This window comes from Gluconacetobacter diazotrophicus PA1 5 (assembly GCF_000021325.1).
Taxonomy (GTDB): Bacteria; Pseudomonadota; Alphaproteobacteria; order Acetobacterales; family Acetobacteraceae; genus Gluconacetobacter; species Gluconacetobacter diazotrophicus.
Genome location: NC_011365.1, coordinates 2,292,313 through 2,308,239, shown reverse-complemented (window position 1 = coordinate 2,308,239; position 15,927 = coordinate 2,292,313). Strand labels below are relative to the sequence as shown.

The 15,927-nt window shown below is 68.0% G+C and carries 13 protein-coding genes; 3 read left to right on the top strand and 10 right to left on the bottom strand.

The window, feature by feature from the left end; genetic code table 11:
- The first annotated feature begins 51 nt into the window (after positions 1–51).
- The gene (locus GDIA_RS10475; RefSeq protein ID WP_231854233.1) at positions 52–1,353 is read left to right on the top strand and encodes an aspartyl protease family protein; all 1,302 of its coding nucleotides are present in this window, start codon (positions 52–54) and stop codon (positions 1,351–1,353) included.
- Here the strand turns inward: GDIA_RS10475 and GDIA_RS10470 are convergent.
- Complete coding sequence (locus GDIA_RS10470) at positions 1,346–2,272, bottom strand: LysR family transcriptional regulator (protein ID WP_012554128.1); 927 nt, start codon at positions 2,270–2,272, stop codon at positions 1,346–1,348. The genes GDIA_RS10475 and GDIA_RS10470 overlap by 8 nt on opposite strands.
- A 146-nt stretch (positions 2,273–2,418) precedes the next feature.
- Here GDIA_RS10470 and GDIA_RS10465 point away from each other — a divergent pair, with 146 nt between their 5' ends.
- The gene (locus tag GDIA_RS10465; RefSeq protein ID WP_012554127.1) at positions 2,419–3,348 is read left to right on the top strand and encodes a cupin domain-containing protein; all 930 of its coding nucleotides are present in this window, start codon (positions 2,419–2,421) and stop codon (positions 3,346–3,348) included.
- Between the two features lie 65 nt (positions 3,349–3,413).
- Here the strand turns inward: GDIA_RS10465 and GDIA_RS10460 are convergent, their stop codons facing one another.
- From GDIA_RS10460 to truB, 4 genes are all read right to left on the bottom strand, one after another.
- Complete coding sequence (locus tag GDIA_RS10460; protein WP_012224618.1) at positions 3,414–4,832, bottom strand: NAD(P)H-dependent flavin oxidoreductase; 1,419 nt, start codon at positions 4,830–4,832, stop codon at positions 3,414–3,416.
- Between the two features lie 128 nt (positions 4,833–4,960).
- A complete protein-coding gene (pnp, locus tag GDIA_RS10455) occupies positions 4,961–7,099 on the bottom strand; it encodes a polyribonucleotide nucleotidyltransferase (RefSeq protein WP_012224617.1) in 2,139 nt (712 codons plus the stop codon).
- 309 nt (positions 7,100–7,408) lie between these two features.
- Positions 7,409–7,678, bottom strand: coding sequence for a 30S ribosomal protein S15 (gene rpsO / locus GDIA_RS10450; RefSeq protein ID WP_012224615.1), 270 nt, complete (start codon positions 7,676–7,678; stop codon positions 7,409–7,411).
- A 23-nt stretch (positions 7,679–7,701) separates the two neighbouring features.
- A complete protein-coding gene (truB, locus tag GDIA_RS10445; protein WP_012224614.1) occupies positions 7,702–8,622 on the bottom strand; it encodes a tRNA pseudouridine(55) synthase TruB in 921 nt (306 codons plus the stop codon).
- A gap of 125 nt (positions 8,623–8,747) precedes the next feature.
- On the opposite strand from truB, the gene GDIA_RS10440 reads away from it, so the two are divergent.
- Positions 8,748–9,722: an MlaD family protein gene (locus GDIA_RS10440; RefSeq protein WP_012224613.1), complete on the top strand. Its 975-nt coding sequence runs from the start codon at positions 8,748–8,750 to the stop codon at positions 9,720–9,722.
- A 33-nt stretch (positions 9,723–9,755) separates the two neighbouring features.
- Here the strand turns inward: GDIA_RS10440 and rbfA are convergent, their stop codons facing one another.
- Genes rbfA through rimP form a run of 5 tightly spaced genes read right to left on the bottom strand, consistent with a single transcriptional unit; the run spans position 9,756 to position 15,812 of the window.
- The gene (gene rbfA, locus GDIA_RS10435; protein WP_012554125.1) at positions 9,756–10,193 is read right to left on the bottom strand and encodes a 30S ribosome-binding factor RbfA; all 438 of its coding nucleotides are present in this window, start codon (positions 10,191–10,193) and stop codon (positions 9,756–9,758) included.
- On the bottom strand, positions 10,190–12,913 hold the full coding sequence (gene infB / locus GDIA_RS10430; protein WP_012224611.1) for a translation initiation factor IF-2: 2,724 nt from the start codon (positions 12,911–12,913) through the stop codon (positions 10,190–10,192). The genes rbfA and infB overlap by 4 nt, the downstream gene beginning before the upstream one ends.
- 12 nt (positions 12,914–12,925) lie before the next feature.
- Positions 12,926–13,573 (bottom strand): RNA-binding protein, encoded by a 648-nt coding sequence (locus tag GDIA_RS10425; RefSeq protein WP_012224610.1) that lies wholly within the window; start codon positions 13,571–13,573, stop codon positions 12,926–12,928.
- A 25-nt stretch (positions 13,574–13,598) separates the two neighbouring features.
- Complete coding sequence (gene nusA / locus GDIA_RS10420) at positions 13,599–15,170, bottom strand: transcription termination factor NusA (RefSeq protein ID WP_012224609.1); 1,572 nt, start codon at positions 15,168–15,170, stop codon at positions 13,599–13,601.
- A gap of 18 nt (positions 15,171–15,188) precedes the next feature.
- Positions 15,189–15,812 carry a ribosome maturation factor RimP gene (gene rimP / locus GDIA_RS10415; RefSeq protein WP_012554124.1) on the bottom strand — a complete coding sequence of 208 codons (624 nt, stop codon included), beginning with the start codon at positions 15,810–15,812 and terminating at the stop codon, positions 15,189–15,191.
- Positions 15,813–15,927 lie beyond the last annotated feature (115 nt).

Genomic DNA, 15,927 nt, shown 5'->3' with positions numbered 1-15,927 from the left:
GGGACGACCCACCTGCTGTACCGCATCGACGAACAGCAGGCCGAGGACCGAGTGGTCACGACCTATGGCGACTATCGCCGCGTATCGGGCCTGACGATTCCATTTTCCATCCGGGTCGGCGACGGGTCCGATCCGACATTCGACAGCGTGACGACAATCGATCGGGTGGACATCAATCCGTCCGTTCCGGACGACTGTTATTCCATACCCCGACGCCCCCGATCGGACATCGCGATGCCGGAAGGCATGGACAGGATCGACGTTCCGTTCCGCCTGACCGCGGACAACCGGATCATCGTACCAGTGACCCTGAACGGGACGCTGAACGCGGAAGCCGAGTTCGACAGCGGAGGAAGCCTGCTTCTGCAGCCTTCCATTGTTGCGGCACTGCATGCCGACACGACAGGACATTTGAAAATGTCAGGTGGCGGAGAAGGATTTTCGACGACGAGCCTGGGCAGGCTCGCAACACTGTCGATCGGGGGTGCCGTCATGAACCGCCCCGGCTTTCATACATATGCGTTCGAAAGGAATCACCCGGACCGCATGCTCATCGGGCTGGAGACATTGCAGAGGTTCGTTGTCCATTTCGACTTCGACCGACAGGTCATGACACTTACGAAACCTGATCGTTTTGTCCATCGTGGCGGCGGGATGATCGTGCCCTTTCATTTTCAGGATAATCAACCGGAAATTTTCGGATCCATAGACGGTATAGCCGGGCGATTCGCGGTCGATACGGGTGATAACGGATCGCTGCTGCTGATCGCTCCCTTCGCCCGACGCTATCATCTTGCAGAACGCTACCAGGCGAACCTTCCCTATTCGGGATCGGCCGTCAGCACGACGCACGGGGTCTGGGCCCGCAGGCGCGTCCACACCGTGGCCTTCGACGGACCGGACGGACGCCCCGTCGCGGACGTCCACGACCCAGTCACACGAATTTCCCTTCAGCATTCAGGGTTTGATGCCAACCGCGACGTATCGGGCAATATCGGCCTGGGTATTCTCAGACAGTTCAACCTGACATTCGACTATGCACGTCAGCGCATCATCCTGGAACCCAACCATCTTTACGGCAAAAAGGATGTTTTCAACCGGGCAGGGCTGCGCCTGACGGAAGACGGACACGCATGGACGGTATCGGTCGTGTATGCTGGTGGCCCGGCCGATACCGCCGGCATCCATGTGGGAGACACCGTCGATACCCTCAATGGCCACACCGCCGCGTCGTTGCGGCCCGAAGATATCTGGTCGCTTCTGACAGGGCCGACCGGAAGCACGCTGGACTTCGCCATCAGCACGGCACATGGTGAAAAACACGTCCGGATCGTCCTGCGGAATATCATTTAAGACAGATCATCCGCGCATCGAAGGCCCGGCCGGCGGCGCCCAGCGCGGTCACGAAGGCCCGGGTCTTGGGCGGCACCACCTTCTTGCGGGGATAGAGCGCCGACAGGTCGCAGGATTCATCCGCGGCCGGCGTGATGCGCCAGTCGGCCAGAACCCGCTCCAACCCTGCCTCGCCCGGCGCGGCATGCAGGAACATCCAGTCCGGCAGCAGCGCCAGCCCGGCCCCGGCGGCCGCCAGGGCGCGCAGCATGTCCGGCGAATCCGCCGTAATCCGCCCTGTCGTGGGCAGGACGACCGTCCGGCCGCCACGATGGCAGCGCCATTCCGCCTCCTGGCCCGACGGGGCCAGGCAGGGCAAGCCGGACAGGTCATCGGGCCCGGCATCGGCAGGCACCCGCCCCGGCGGCGCCATCAGCCACCATGATCCCGTCAGCACCGGCCGGAACAGCAGGCCGGAATCCGGCGGCCGCCCGGTGACGACCGCGATATCCGCCCCGCTTTCGATCAGGATGTGCGACAGGTCCCCGCCGGCCGGCCCGCTGCGCAGGTCGAGGTCGATATCGGGATAGGCCTTCAGGAACCCCGGCAGCAGCGGCGCGATCACCGCCCGGCCGACCGATGGCGAGGCCAGCACCCGCAGGCGGCCCCGGGGGGCGGCGTTCAGCGACGCGGCCTCGGCCCGGGCATCATCCAGTTCGGCCAGGATGTCGCGCGCCCGGGCCAGGAACCGGCCGCCGATTTCCGTCAGGTGCAATCCCCGGGTCGAACGGTTGAAGACGGCGGCGCCCAGGTCCTGTTCCAGCACGGTGATCGCCCGCGACACCGAGGAGACGGTCATATGCAGCACCCCCGCCGCCCGCGACAGGCTGCCGCCGTCGGCGGTGGCGACCAGCACGCGCAGGCAGGTCACGTAGTCCACATCCCCTCCTGTCTCTGCGCCGCGTGCCGGACCGCGCAAAACTCTTTTCCCGAACCGGCCGTTCCGCCTGGCGGAGCCCGTACCCTACAGTCCGCGTCCAGTCCGGCAAATCACAGAACCGGATGGCAAAGAGAAGAGGAACGCAGATGCTCGACCGTGCCACCATGCCCGTCACGCGCGATGCCGAATGGTTTGAATACAGCCGCGCGGCGAACCCGATCCGGCCCGGGCTGACGCCCCGGCTGCCCTTCATGTCCTGGGGGCCCGAAACCTGGGCCGAGGGACCCAGCCGGGTCATCCCGCTGGACCTGTCCGAACAATTGCGCTGCCCCGGGCCGGCGACGTCGCCCGGACTGTGCGCCGCCTTCGTGCGGATTGATGCCGGCGACACGCTGCGCCCGGAGATCGCCGCAACGTCGCAGGTCTTCTACGTCGTTCGCGGGGCGGGGCGCACGGTGCCGGATGCCGGGCACCTGCCGTCGGTCGACTGGCAGCGCGGCGACATCGTCGCCCTGCCCGGCGGCACGGACTATGCGCACGCCGCCAGTGACGACGCGACGCTGTACCTGGTGCATGACGCGCCGTTGCTGGCCTACCTGGGCGTACGCCCGGACCAGGCGCGGTTCGAGCCCACGCTGTATCCGGCCGAACGGACGATGGACGAACTGCGCGCCGTCGCCGCCAGCCCCGAGGCCCGGTCGCGCAGCCGCGTATCCGTCCTGCTGGGCAATGCCCGGTTCCCCGCCACGCGCACCATCACCCATGTCATCTGGACGATGTTCGGCCTGCTGCCCGCGCAATCGGTGCAGAAGCCCCATCGGCACCAGTCGGTGGCGCTGGACTATATCGTGTCCTGCCCCGACGGCTGCTACACGCTGATCGGGGAAGCACTGGACGCGCAGGGCCAGATCATCAACCCGATCCGCCAGGACTGGCAGTCGGGCATGGCCTTCATCACCCCGCCGGGCCTGTGGCACGCCCATTACAATGAAAGCGACGAAGAGGCGTTCCTGATGCCGATCCAGGATGCCGGGCTGCAGACCTATCTGCGGTCGCTGGATATCCGGTTCGCCTGAACCGGGGGGCGAGGGCAGGGTTTTGCCCTCGCCGGGTTCGGGGAAGGCCCGACCTTCGCCTTCCCTCAGCGGCCGGTGAGAATCCGGTCCACCAGTTGCCCCACCGTCGGCACGAACCCGTTGGCATAGAACGGATCGGTTCCGAACCGCCACGCGTTCGTGCCACCGAACATCAGGTTGTTGTCCATCGCCGCATCGCCCGTGTCCCCGTGGGCATGGGCGACGGCCTGCAGCGTCTTCTGGATGCAGAAGGAACGCGGATCGGCCTTGTGGCCGTTGGTATAGTTCGGGCCCCGCTGGCTCCAGTTCGAGAAGCGGCATTCCGACAGGCAGCCCATGCAGTCCACCTGGTCGGTCAGGATTTCCTGCGCCTTGTCCTTCGTGACGAAGATCAGGGTGGAATCCGGCGTGCGCATCGCCTCGGTATAGCCTTCCAGTTCCCACAGGCGGACATGCTCGCGGTCGGCCTCGGTCATGAAGACCTGCCGGGCGCGGGCGCCCACGCCGTAGGACGCGGTATGCTCGCCCACCGGTTCGGTGGAATAGGCGACCTGGCGTTCCGACCGCCCCTGCAGTTCCCGCAGGAACGGGTTGTTCACCGCCGAGGAATAGAAGCCGGTGGGCGAGAACCGGTTCAGGAACACGTCGCCCTTCTTCAGCGTCAGCAGCTTGCGCTTCCACGCGTCGGGGATCGGGCTTTCCTGCGTCAGCAGCGGGCGGGTGCCGAACTGGAAGGCGATCGGCCCCAGTTCGGGACTGTCGATCCAGTCCTGCCATTCCTCCAGCCACCATACGCCGCCGGCCATGATGATCGGGGTGTCGTCCAGGCCGAAGGTGCGCATCAGCTTGCGCAGCGCCAGGACGCGCGGAAACGGGTCCTCGGGGCTGCCCGGGTCCTCGGTGTTCGACAGGCCGTTATGGCCGCCGGCCCGCCACGGGTCCTCGTACACCACGCCGCCCAGCAGGTCGGCGCTCTTGTGGAACGAGCGCTTCCACAGGGCATTGAAGGCCCGGGCGGACGACACGATGGGATAATAATGGATGCCGAACCGCATCGCGATGCCCGACAGGCGATAGGGCATGCCCGCCCCGCAGGTCAGGCCGTGGATCAGGCCGGGTGCTTCTTCCAGCACGCCGGTGATCACGTCCTCGGCCCCGCCCATTTCCCACAGGATGTTGGCGTGGACGCGGCCCCGGCCACCCGAAAGGTCGTGGGCGATGCGGGCCTGGGCGACGCCGCCCCGGATGGCGTAGCGGATCAGTTCCTCGTGCCGTTCCCGCCGGGTCCGGCCGTGATAGACCTGCGGAACCGGACGACCCTGTTCGTCGTACGAATCGGCGTTGACGATCGACACGGTGCCGGCGCCACCTGCCGCCGCCCAATGTCCGGACGATATGCCGGTCGAAACCGACACGCCCTTTCCACCTTCGATCAGCGGCAGGACATCCACCCCGCCCATGCGGATCGCATTGATCGCCTTCATCATCACCCTATCGTCATCGCCCCGGCCCGCTGGGCCGGGACTTTACTGCGTGTGCCCCGCCCGGACGGGCGGGAAGCGGCGGTGCGGAACCCGGGCCCCGCGCCGCCACCCGGCCTTGGCGCCCGGCCTCAGCGTGCCGGACGGCCCGGGCGCTCGCCGACGGACTCGGTGATGTCCGCGCCGGTCTGCTGGTCGACGACCCGCATCGACAGCTTGACCTTGCCGCGATCGTCGAAGCCCAGGACCTTGACCTTCACCACGTCGCCCTGGTTGACGACGTCCGTGGTCTTCGCCACCCGGCCCTGCGCCAGTTCCGAGATATGGACCAGGCCGTCGCGCGCGCCCAGGAAGTTCACGAACGCACCGAAATCGGCGGTCTTGACCACCTTGCCGGTGTAGATCGCGCCCAGCTCGGGCTCAGCCACGATGCCGCGGATCCGTTCGATCGCGCGGGTGGCCTGATCTTCGGACGAGGCCGCGATCATGATCGTGCCGTCATCGTTGATATCGATCTTGGCACCCGAATATTCAACGATCTCGCGGATCACCTTGCCGCCCTGGCCGATCACGTCACGGATCTTTTCCTTCGGCACCGAGATCGTGGTGATCTTCGGCGCGGTGGAGGACACGTCCGAACGGCCTTCGGTCAGCGCCTTGGACATCTCGCCCAGGATGTGCAGGCGGCCGTCGCGCGCCTGGCCCAGGGCGATCTTCATGATCTCGGGCGTGATGGACGTGATCTTGATGTCCATCTGCAGCGCGGTGATGCCGGATTCGGTGCCCGCGACCTTGAAGTCCATGTCGCCCAGGTGATCCTCGTCACCCAGGATGTCGGACAGCACGGCGAAGCCGCGATCTTCCTTGATCAGGCCCATGGCGATGCCCGCCACCGGACGCTTCAGCGGCACGCCCGCATCCATCAGCGCCAGCGAGGTGCCGCAGACCGTGGCCATCGAGGACGATCCGTTGCTCTCGGTGATCTCGGACACGATGCGCATCGTGTACGGGAAGGTGTCCTTGCCGGGCAGCAGCGGATGGATCGCGCGCCAGGCCAGCTTGCCATGCCCGATCTCGCGCCGGCCGGGCGAGCCCATGCGGCCGCATTCACCCACCGAATAGGGGGGGAAGTTGTAGTGCAGCATGAAGTTGGTGCGGTATTCGCCTTCCAGCGCGTCGATCACCTGCTCGTCCTGGGCGGTGCCCAGGGTGGCGACGACCAGGGCCTGGGTCTCGCCACGGGTGAACAGGGCCGAACCATGGGCGCGCGGCAGGATGCCGACCTCGGAGACGATCGGGCGGACCGTCTTCAGGTCGCGGCCGTCAATGCGGTAGCCGGTATCCAGCACCGCGCTGCGCACCACGTCGGCTTCCAGATCCTTCAGGATCGGCTTGGCCGCGGTGACGTCCAGCCCTTCGGTGGCCAGGGCCGCCAGCACGGCTTCCTTGGCGGCGCCGACCTTCTTGTAGCGCTGCTGCTTCACGCGCTCCTGATACGCCTCGGCGATCGCGGCGCGGCCCAGCGTGTCGATCCGCTGCTTCAGCGCGATTTCCTCGGCCGACGGCTCGGCCAGGTCCCACGGTGCCTTGGCCGCATGCTCGGCCAGCGAGATGATGGCGTCGATGACGGCCTGGAACGCTTCATGCCCGAAGGTCACGGCGCCCAGCATGACGTCTTCGCTCAGTTCGCTCGCCTCGGACTCGACCATCAGCACGCCTTCGGACGTACCGGCGACGACCAGGTCCAGCGCGCTTTCCTTCATTTCGGGCAGGGTCGGGTTCAGGATATAGGCCCCGTCCGCGTAACCGACGCGGCAGGCCGCCACCGGACCGAAGAACGGGATGCCCGACAGCGTCAGCGCGGCCGAGCAGCCGATCAGCGCCGCGATCGCGGGATCGTTCTCCAGGTCGTGGCTCAGCACCGTGGCGACGACCTGCACCTCGTTGCGGAAGTTCTCGGGGAACAGGGGGCGGATCGGACGGTCGATCAGGCGGGAATTCAGGACCTCGATCTCGGACGGACGGCCCTCGCGCTTGAAGAACCCACCCGGGATCTTGCCGGCCGCGAAGGCCTTTTCCTGGTAGTTGACGGTCAGCGGGAAGAAATCCTGGCCCGGCTTGACGCTGCGGGCGCCGACGGCGGTGCACAGCACGACCGTGTCGCCATAGGTCACGACCACGGCGCCGTCGGCCTGGCGGGCGATCTTGCCCGTTTCCAGCACCAGCGGACGGCCGCCCCACTCGATTTCCTTGCGGTAGTAATTGAACATTCAGACATTCCCTGTCCGGCGGCCGGCCCAGGCGGGTCGGAGGTCCCCGGACGACGGGAGGAATGACAGCGTCTCGGACGGCATGGAGCGATGACGGTTGCCCATCAATACACCATGTGGCCTGAAACGCTGCGACCCGGTCCGGATGTCTCCACCGACATGGCGGCAGCATGTTGCCCGGCCCACGATTGGGCGGCGGGTGTGGCCGTCCAGCCGGTGCGGGGCGGCCGAGCCACCCCGCCGGCGGGACGGACCGGCGCGATCACACACGGCCATGCACCGCACGGCCCCGCCCGATCGCGCGACAGATCAGCGGCGCAGGCCCAGGCGGCCGATCAGGGTCTGGTACCGGGCCTGATCCTTGCGCTTCAGGTAGTCCAGCAGGCCACGGCGCTTGCCGACCATCACCAGCAGGCCGCGACGCGAATGGAAATCCTTCGCGTGGGTCTTCAGGTGCTCGGTCAGGTTGGTGATCCGTTCGCTCAGCAGCGCGACCTGGACTTCCGGCGAGCCGGTATCCGTGGCGGCAGTCTGGTATTCGCCGATCAGCGCCGTACGGCGCTCTGCGGTAATCGACATCGTGTTCTCCATATCAGATTCGGTTAAAGCATGCGGTCCGGACGCAGCCAGCCATCTTCCAGCCGGCAGAGCCCGATCACGCGCGCCCCGTCCATTCCCCGCACGATCCCGCATGCGGGATCGACGGCGTCCGGTATCCGTCCCATCAGGTCGAGCAGGCTGACCGCCCGCCCGTGTGACAGGGCATCCGCTTCTTCATGGGTCAAGGCCAGCGCCGGGATGTCGGCCAGCGCGGTCGCGACCGGAAGCAGCAGATCCGGTGAGGCAGGCGCGTTGTCGTCGCTTGGGACAATTTTGTCCAGAAGAATTGCATCCGCCTCGGAAAACGGGCCGACCCGCAGCCGGCGCAGCGCCGCCACGTGCCCCACGGTACCGCATGCCCGCGCGATGTCGCGCGCCAGCGAGCGCATATAGACGCCCTTGCCGGATTCGACGGCGAAGATCGCGGTGTCGGCGTCCGGGCGCGCCACCAGGTCGAACCGGTCGACCCGCGCCGGGCGGGGCGGCAGGTCGGGGGCCCGGCCCTCGCGCGCCATGTCATAGGCGCGCTCGCCCGCCACCTTGATCGCGGAATAGATGGGGGGCACCTGCATGATGTCGCCGCGAAAGGCCGGCAGCGCCGCGCGGAACGCATCGTCGGTCGGGCGGACGTCGGACGTTTCGATCACCGCGCCCTCGGCGTCGTCGGTGTCGCGGGCCTCGCCCAGGCGCAGGGTGAATTCATAGCGCTTGGTGCCGTCCATGATGTAGGGCACGGTCTTGGTGGCCGCGCCGAAGGCGATGGGCAGCAGCCCCGTCGCCAGCGGGTCCAGCGTGCCGCCGTGCCCCGCCTTGCGGGCGTCGAACAGGCGCTTCACCCGGTTGACGACATCGGTCGATGTCATGCCCGACGGCTTGTCGATGACCAGCCAGCCGTCGATCGGGCGTCCGCGCTTGCGTCGCATGGGGCAGAACCTTTTTTCAGAACCTCGGAAGAGGCGTGCGTGTAGACGAGCCCTGACTAGGGAGCAATGCCGGATTGTGCCATGCCAGGTTTCCCTTGGCGGAACGGGTAATCAAAACAGACCGGATGACACGGCAACCGACAGCACTGGCCGTCCTGCTCTTTATTTTGTGCGGGATCGGAACGGGGATCGCGATCCTGGGATCGTTCGGGCGGTTCGGCCTGCTGACCCGGACCGAACGGGCGCTGGTCGTCTTCGACACCCCGGTCCCGGGACTGAGCGCCGGCGCGCCGGTCACATTCCGCGGCGTGGCGCTGGGCCGGGTCGAACAGGTGAACGTCCTGCCCGATCCCGCGCGGGGCCGGACCATCATTCCGGTCACGATCCGCGTCCGGCCCGACCTGATCCGCGTCATCCCGCCACCCGGCACGTCCCGGCCGCGCCGTATCGCCCTGGCCGACCTGGTGCGGGACGGATTGCAGGCGCACCTGCATTCCCAGAGCCTGGTTGTCGGACGCAGCGGGATCGACCTGGATTTCGCCCCCGGACCGTCCCCGCCGCCGCATCCCGGCCTGTCACATCTGATTGAAATCCCAGCCCGCGAATCCCACTGGCAGGTGCTGCGCCGCACTCTGGCCACCCTGCCGATCCACGCCATGGCGGCACAATGGCAGCAGGCACGGGCGGACGGCCGGAACATCGCCACCCGGATGGATGCCACCCTGCCACCCATGCGCGCCGGCTTTCTGGACGTGCGCGACCGGGCACACGCCACCGCTGCCGCCCTGAACCGGGCGGAGACGCAGACCGGCCGCGCCTGGGCCGTCACCCACACCGATATCGATCACCTGCAGGCAACCGCCCGGCGTCAGGTCCATGATCGGGGTGCGGACATGTCCGCCGTCGCCCGGGGAGCGCATGCCGTGATAGTGGAGGCGCGGCAGGTACAGGCCGATCTGCGCGCGCTGGACGCCGATACCGCGCGCACAGACCTGGCCACGACCGGGCGCGACATCGCGGCCGCCGGCGCGGCGCTGCATGACGCGGCCCGGACCGTGCGTCGGACGCCGGGGGTTCTGCTGGTCGGGGAGGGGAAGTAGTCGGTGCCGGGGTAAGTCGAGGCCCGCTCAGGCTCAATCCAGATCCCGCGCGACGTCCGGCTGCCGCAGCAGCGCATCGACTTCCATCGCGTAATCCAGCGCGGTGTCCGGCTGGAAATGGATTTCCGGCACCCCCCGCAGGCGCAGGCCGGTGGACAGGCGCGAGCGCAGGAACGGCGCCACGCGCTTGAGCGCCGGCAGCAGGGTTTCGACGTCGCTGCGGCCCAGCCGGGCGACGAAGGCGGTGGCGTGCTTCAGGTCGGGCGAGATCCGGACCTCGGTCACCGTGATGCGGACATCGACCAGCTCGGGATCGCGGAATTCCGTGCGGGCGAACAGGTCGGCCAGCATGCGGCGCACTTCCTCGCCCACGCGCAACTGGCGTTGCGTGGGCCCGGAAGCAGCATGGCCGGCGAGTTTCCCCGCCGGCCCCGCCGTGTTCACCTTGCCGCGTGAGGCGTTACGGCTCATGCGGGAACCAGTTCCATCTCGTAGCACTCGACCATGTCGCCTTCGCGCAGGTCGTTGTAACCCGCGAAGGACAGGCCGCACTCGTAGCCGCGCGCCACTTCCTTGACATCGTCCTTGAAGCGCTTGAGCTGGCTGAGCTCGCCTTCATGAACGACGACGTTGTCACGCAGCAGGCGCACGCCGCAGCCGCGCTTGACCACGCCCTCGGTGACGTAGCAGCCGGCGACCTTGCCGACCTTGGTGATGTCGAACACCTTGCGGATCTCGGCATAGCCGAGGAACTTCTCGCGGTGCTTCGGCGCCACCTTGCCCTTGACCAGTTGTTCGACGTCGTCCGCGACCTGATAGATGATCGAGTAGTAGCGGATATCCACGCCTTCGCGCTGGGCCAGTTCGCGGGCCTGCGTCGTGGCGCGGACGTTGAACGCGATGATGACCGCATCCGACGCCTTGGCGAGCTGCACGTCGCTTTCGGTGATCTGGCCGACGCCGGCCGTCAGCACGCGGACCTTGACCTCCTCATGCTCCAGCTTCAGCACCGTGGCCTGCAGCGCCTCGGCCGAACCCTGGACGTCGGCCTTGATCAGGACGGCGACTTCCTTCTGCGCGCCGGCCTGGATGCGGGCCAGCATCTGGTCCAGCGTGCCGCGGGCGGCGGTCTGGCCGGCCGCCGTGCGGTCGCGGATCACGCGCTGGCGGAATTCCGAGATTTCGCGGGCGCGATTCTCGTTATCCACCACCACGAACGGCTCGCCGGCACCCGGCACCCCGGCGATGCCGAGGATTTCCACCGGCATGGCGGGCGCCGCTTCCTGGATCTGCCGGCCGCGATCGTCCAGCATCGCACGGACGCGGCCCCATTCGGCGCCGGCCACCACGATGTCGCCACGCCGCAGCGTGCCCTTCTGGACCAGCACGGTCGCCACCGGACCGCGACCGCGATCCAGACGGCTTTCGATCACCGAGCCCTCGGCCACGCGGTCCGGATTGGCCCGCAGGTCGAGCATTTCCGCCTGCAGCAGGATCGCTTCTTCCAGCTTGTCCAACCCGGTGCGCTTCAGCGCCGAGACCTCGACATCCTGGGTGTCGCCGCCCATCGATTCGACCACGATCTCGTGCGACAGCAGTTCCTGGCGCACGCGCTCGGGGTTCGCACCCGGCTTGTCGCACTTGTTGATGGCGACGATGATCGGGGCGTTCGCGGCCTTGGCATGCCGGATCGCCTCGATCGTCTGCGGCATCACGCCGTCATCCGCCGCCACGACCAGCACGACCACGTCCGTCACCGAGGCGCCGCGGGCACGCATGGCGGTGAACGCCTCGTGACCCGGAGTGTCGATGAAGGTGATCTTCGACCCGGAGGGCAACGTCACCTGATAGGCGCCGATATGCTGCGTGATGCCGCCGGCTTCGGCCGCCGCGACGTCGGTCGTGCGCAGCGCGTCCAGCAGCGACGTCTTGCCGTGGTCGACATGGCCCATGACGGTGACGACCGGCGGACGCGGCAGCAGGTCTTCCGGCTGGTCCTCGATCCCCTCGATGCCGATTTCGACGTCGCTGTCGGCGACGCGGCGGACACGGTGGCCGAATTCCTGGACCACCAGTTCGGCGGTATCGGCATCCAGCGACTGGGTCACGGTCGCCATCACGCCCATCTTCATCAGGGCCTTGATGACCTCGCCCTGGCGGGCGGCCATGCGGTTCGCCAGTTCCTGCACCGTGATCGTCTCGGGCAGGATGACGTCACGCACCACGCGGACCTGGTCGGCGCGCAGGCGCTCCAGTTCCGCCTGGCGGCGTTCGCGTTCGCGCTGGCGCCGGACCGAGGCCAGCGAACGCGTCTTGTCGTCGTCACCCTCGATCGCGGCCTGCACGTCGATGCGGCCCGAACGGCGGCTGTCGCCACCCTTCTTGGGCGACGCGCCGGACGGCTTGCGCCCCGGGGCGATGCCGCCGCCGGGACGGCGCGCCGGACGGCGATCGTCCTCTGCCTCTCCAACGCGGCCGGTGCGCAGGCGCAGGGTCTCGCCCGGGGCCTGCGGGGTCGCGGCCGGCGTCGCCGGACGGCTGGGCGTGACCGGGCGGGCCGGCATGATGGCGCGTTCGGCCAGCGGGCGCAGGCGCTCCATCGGCGGGGCCAGCGTGACCGCGCCGGGAATCGGCACCGCCGACACGACCGGTCCGCTGCTTTCGGGCTCGGGCTCGGCCCGGGACGGGGTCCCCGCCTGGCCGTGGGCCTGCGCGCTGGCGCGGCGCTCGGCCTCTTCCTCACGGGCGCGGGCGGCGGCCTCTTCCTTCTCGCGGACCTCGTCCTCGGCCGCGCGGCGCGCTTCCTCGTCCCGCCGGCGCGCTTCCTCGGCCGCGGACAGGATCATGATCTTTTCCTGTTCGCGCCGTTCCTGCTCGCGCCGGACGGCCTCGGCCCGCTGTTCTTCCAGCACGCGCTGGCGGGTGGCCAGTTCGGACGCCGTCAGCGCCCGGCCACCACTGCCGCCCCGCCCGCCGGCGCGCCCGCCACCGGACGAACCGGAGCCGCTGCCCGCGGGGGCCGGACCGGGGCCGCGCTTCTTGCGCACCTCGACCTGCACCACCTTCGAACGACCATGGCTGAAACTCTGCCGCACGGAACCGGCATCAACCGTCCGTCCGACATCCTTCCGGCCCGCCGGCCGCAAGGACAAGCGTCCCTTACCCTGATCCTGATCGTTGCCTTCGCTCATGTACCCGCCTGTTCACCCAAGTTCGGTGGATCGGTCCGCCGAACCCGGGACCGCCCTGCCGGACAGCCCCGCATAACGTTCATTATCGACGCGGACACGACGTGCCAGTTCGCCACACGACATCGCCGCGTGCACGACATGGTCACGGCCGAATGCCGCCCCCAGACCCGCCGCCGTAGGAACAACCGCTATCGGAAGGTCCCGTGCGCCGGACAACAACCTCGTCCTCTCGTCCGGGCTGCCGTCCTCGGCCTGAATGATCAGACCGGCGCGACCGCCCGTTATCCATTCCCGCACCTTGGCGAAGCCGTAGGTCACCTGACCGGCCCGCCGTGCGAGTCCCACCGTTTCCAGCATCCGGCGCACCAGTCCGGCTTCCAGGATCTTGTCCAGGTCGGGCGGAACGACGACCTGCCCACGGGCGGCGCGTGCGAATGCCCCCCGTGTCCGCGCCGTTTCTAGCACATCCCGCCGCGCGCTCAACCAGATTCCCCGTCCGGGCAGACGCGCGGAAAGATCGGGCGTCACAATCCGGTCAGGTGACAGCACGAAACGCAGCATCGTCTCGGGCGCCGCCCGGTCGCGGGTGACGATGCAGCGCCGCAGCGGCCCGCGTTCGTCATCCCTGTCCTGGTCGGCATCCGTTTCCATGTCTCGCATCGCCCGGTCGGGTGCGGCTTCGTGATCAGACGTCCGACGCCTCCCGGCCTTCGGCCGTCTCCCCAGAAGCTTCTCGGGCGGCTTCCCCGGCGGCTTCCTCGCCTTCGAACCAGTGCGCGCGGGCGGCCATGATGATCTCGTTCGCCGCTTCCTCGTCGATGACCTCGCCGCCCAGGATCTCGACCAGTTCGTCGCCCGCCAGGTCGGCCAGGTCGTCCAGCGACTTCACACCCTTCTCGCCCAGCGTCACCAGCATCTGGTTCGAGAACACGCCCAGCGCCGCGACATCGTCCGACACCCCGAGGCCGCGCCGCTTCTCGTCCAGCTCGTCCTCGCGCCGGGCCAGGAAGCCCTCGGCCCGGCGGACCAGTTCGCCGGCCACGTCCTCGTCGAAGCCCTCGATCTCGGCCAGTTCGTCGGGGTCGGCATAGGCCAGTTCCTCGATCGAATGGAAGCCTTCGGTCACCAGCAGGCCGGCGATGACGTCGTCCACGTCCAGCGCCTCGACGAACAGGCCGCTGCGACGGCGGAATTCTTCCTGCCGGCGTTCCGATTCCTCGGCCTCGGTCAGGATGTCGATGTCCCAGCGGGTGAGCTGGCTGGCCAGGCGGACATTCTGCCCGCGCCGGCCGATCGCCAGGCTGAGCTGCTCGTCAGGCACCACGACCTCGACCCGGCCAGCTTCCTCGTCCATCACGACCTTGGTCACTTCCGCCGGCGCCAGCGCGTTGACCACGAAGGTCGCGGCCTGCGGGCTCCAGGGAATGATGTCGATCTTCTCGCCCTGCAGTTCCTGCACCACCGCCTGGACGCGCGATCCGCGCATGCCCACGCAGGCGCCCACCGGGTCGATCGACGCGTCGCGGGAAATCACCGCCATCTTGGCGCGCGATCCCGGGTCGCGGGCGACGGCCTTGATTTCGATGATGCCGTCGTAGATTTCCGGCACTTCCTGAGCGAACAGCTTCGCCAGGAAGGCGGGATGGGTGCGCGACAGGAAGATCTGCGGCCCGCGCGGCTCGTCACGCACATCATAGATATAGGCGCGCACGCGGTCCGAATTGCGGAAGCTTTCGCGGGGGATCAGCTCGTCCCGGCGCAGCAGCGCCTCGGAACTGCCGATCTCGACCATCAGGTTTCCGTATTCGGTGCGCTTGACCGTGCCGTTCACGATCTCGCCCACGCGGTCCTTGAATTCGTCATACTGGCGCTTGCGCTCGTATTCGCGCACGCGCTGGACGATCACCTGCTTGGCGGTCTGCGCCGCGATGCGGCCGAAATCGATCGGCGGCAGCGGATCGACCAGATGTTCGCCCAGCTGGATCTCGGGCTTGAACTTGCGGGCGATGTGGAGCGGGATCTGGGTTTCCTCGTTCTCCACCTCCTCGACGGCCTCGGTCCAGCGGGACAGGCGGACGTCGCCGGTCTTGCGGTCGATGGTCGCGCGGATATCCTTTTCGTGCCCGTACTTGGCGCGGCCGGCCTTCTGGATGGCCTGTTCCATCGCCTCCAGAACCTCCTCCCGGTCGATCGCCTTCTCACGCGCGACGGCATCGGCCACCAGCAGCAGTTCGGGACGGGAAACGGACGTATCCATCAGAGCCTCCAGGACGTCTCAGTGAGTCTTGCGCGCCGGCCGCCGGCCGGGCTTCGGGGATTTTCCGGCCCCTTCGGGGGCCGCTTCCGTAGTATCTTCCTCGCCCTCTTCCGGGGCCCCACCGGGCGCGCGCATCATATGGGCACTGGCCGCGATCAATTCATCGGTCAGGACCAGCCGCGCGCGGCGCATGTCCGACAGCGGCAGCGCCACCTCGGTCCCGTCTTCCAGGCGCAGGCGCCCGAACCCGTCCTCGGCCCCCAGCAGGATGCCGGAAAACCGCTTGCGGCCGTCGATCGGGATATTCACCTCGGCCTTCGCCAGGTGGCCCGCGAAGCGCGTCCAGTCCTTCGCCCGCGTCAGGGGACGGTCGATTCCCGCCGACGAGACCTCGAGCGTCCAGGCGCCGGGCAGCGGGTCCTCGACATCCAGCACCGCGCCCACCGCGTGGCTGATCTGCTCGCAATCCTCGATCGCGATCAGCGTGCCGTCGGCACGGTCGGCCATGATCTGCACGGTCGGGCTTTCCCGGCCCAGGATCGCCACCCGGACCAGTTCGAATCCCATGTCGGCCAGGACGGGCGCCACGATGGCGGCCACCTTGGCGTCCAGGCCGGTCAGGTAGGGAAGGTCTGCGTCCAAAACAAAAAAGGCGGCCGGTCAGGCCACCCCCCAAAAAAGCGGAAGATGAAGGAATGAGGTCGATATAGGACACAACGGAAGGTTTCGCAAGGTGCCCGTACATCCCCCCGCCGGG

Coding starts and splice junctions, on each gene's coding strand:
- GDIA_RS10465 (WP_012554127.1), top strand. CDS start 2,419: ATGCTCGACCGTGCCACCATGCCCGTCACGCGCGATGCCGAATGGTTT.
- GDIA_RS10460 (WP_012224618.1), bottom strand. CDS start 4,832: ATGAAGGCGATCAATGCGATCCGCATGGGCGGGGTGGATGTCCTGCCG.
- pnp (WP_012224617.1), bottom strand. CDS start 7,099: ATGTTCAATTACTACCGCAAGGAAATCGAGTGGGGCGGCCGTCCGCTG.
- rpsO (WP_012224615.1), bottom strand. CDS start 7,678: ATGTCGATTACCGCAGAGCGCCGTACGGCGCTGATCGGCGAATACCAG.
- truB (WP_012224614.1), bottom strand. CDS start 8,622: ATGCGACGCAAGCGCGGACGCCCGATCGACGGCTGGCTGGTCATCGAC.
- GDIA_RS10440 (WP_012224613.1), top strand. CDS start 8,748: ATGACACGGCAACCGACAGCACTGGCCGTCCTGCTCTTTATTTTGTGC.
- rbfA (WP_012554125.1), bottom strand. CDS start 10,193: ATGAGCCGTAACGCCTCACGCGGCAAGGTGAACACGGCGGGGCCGGCG.
- infB (WP_012224611.1), bottom strand. CDS start 12,913: ATGAGCGAAGGCAACGATCAGGATCAGGGTAAGGGACGCTTGTCCTTG.
- GDIA_RS10425 (WP_012224610.1), bottom strand. CDS start 13,573: ATGCGAGACATGGAAACGGATGCCGACCAGGACAGGGATGACGAACGC.
- nusA (WP_012224609.1), bottom strand. CDS start 15,170: ATGGATACGTCCGTTTCCCGTCCCGAACTGCTGCTGGTGGCCGATGCC.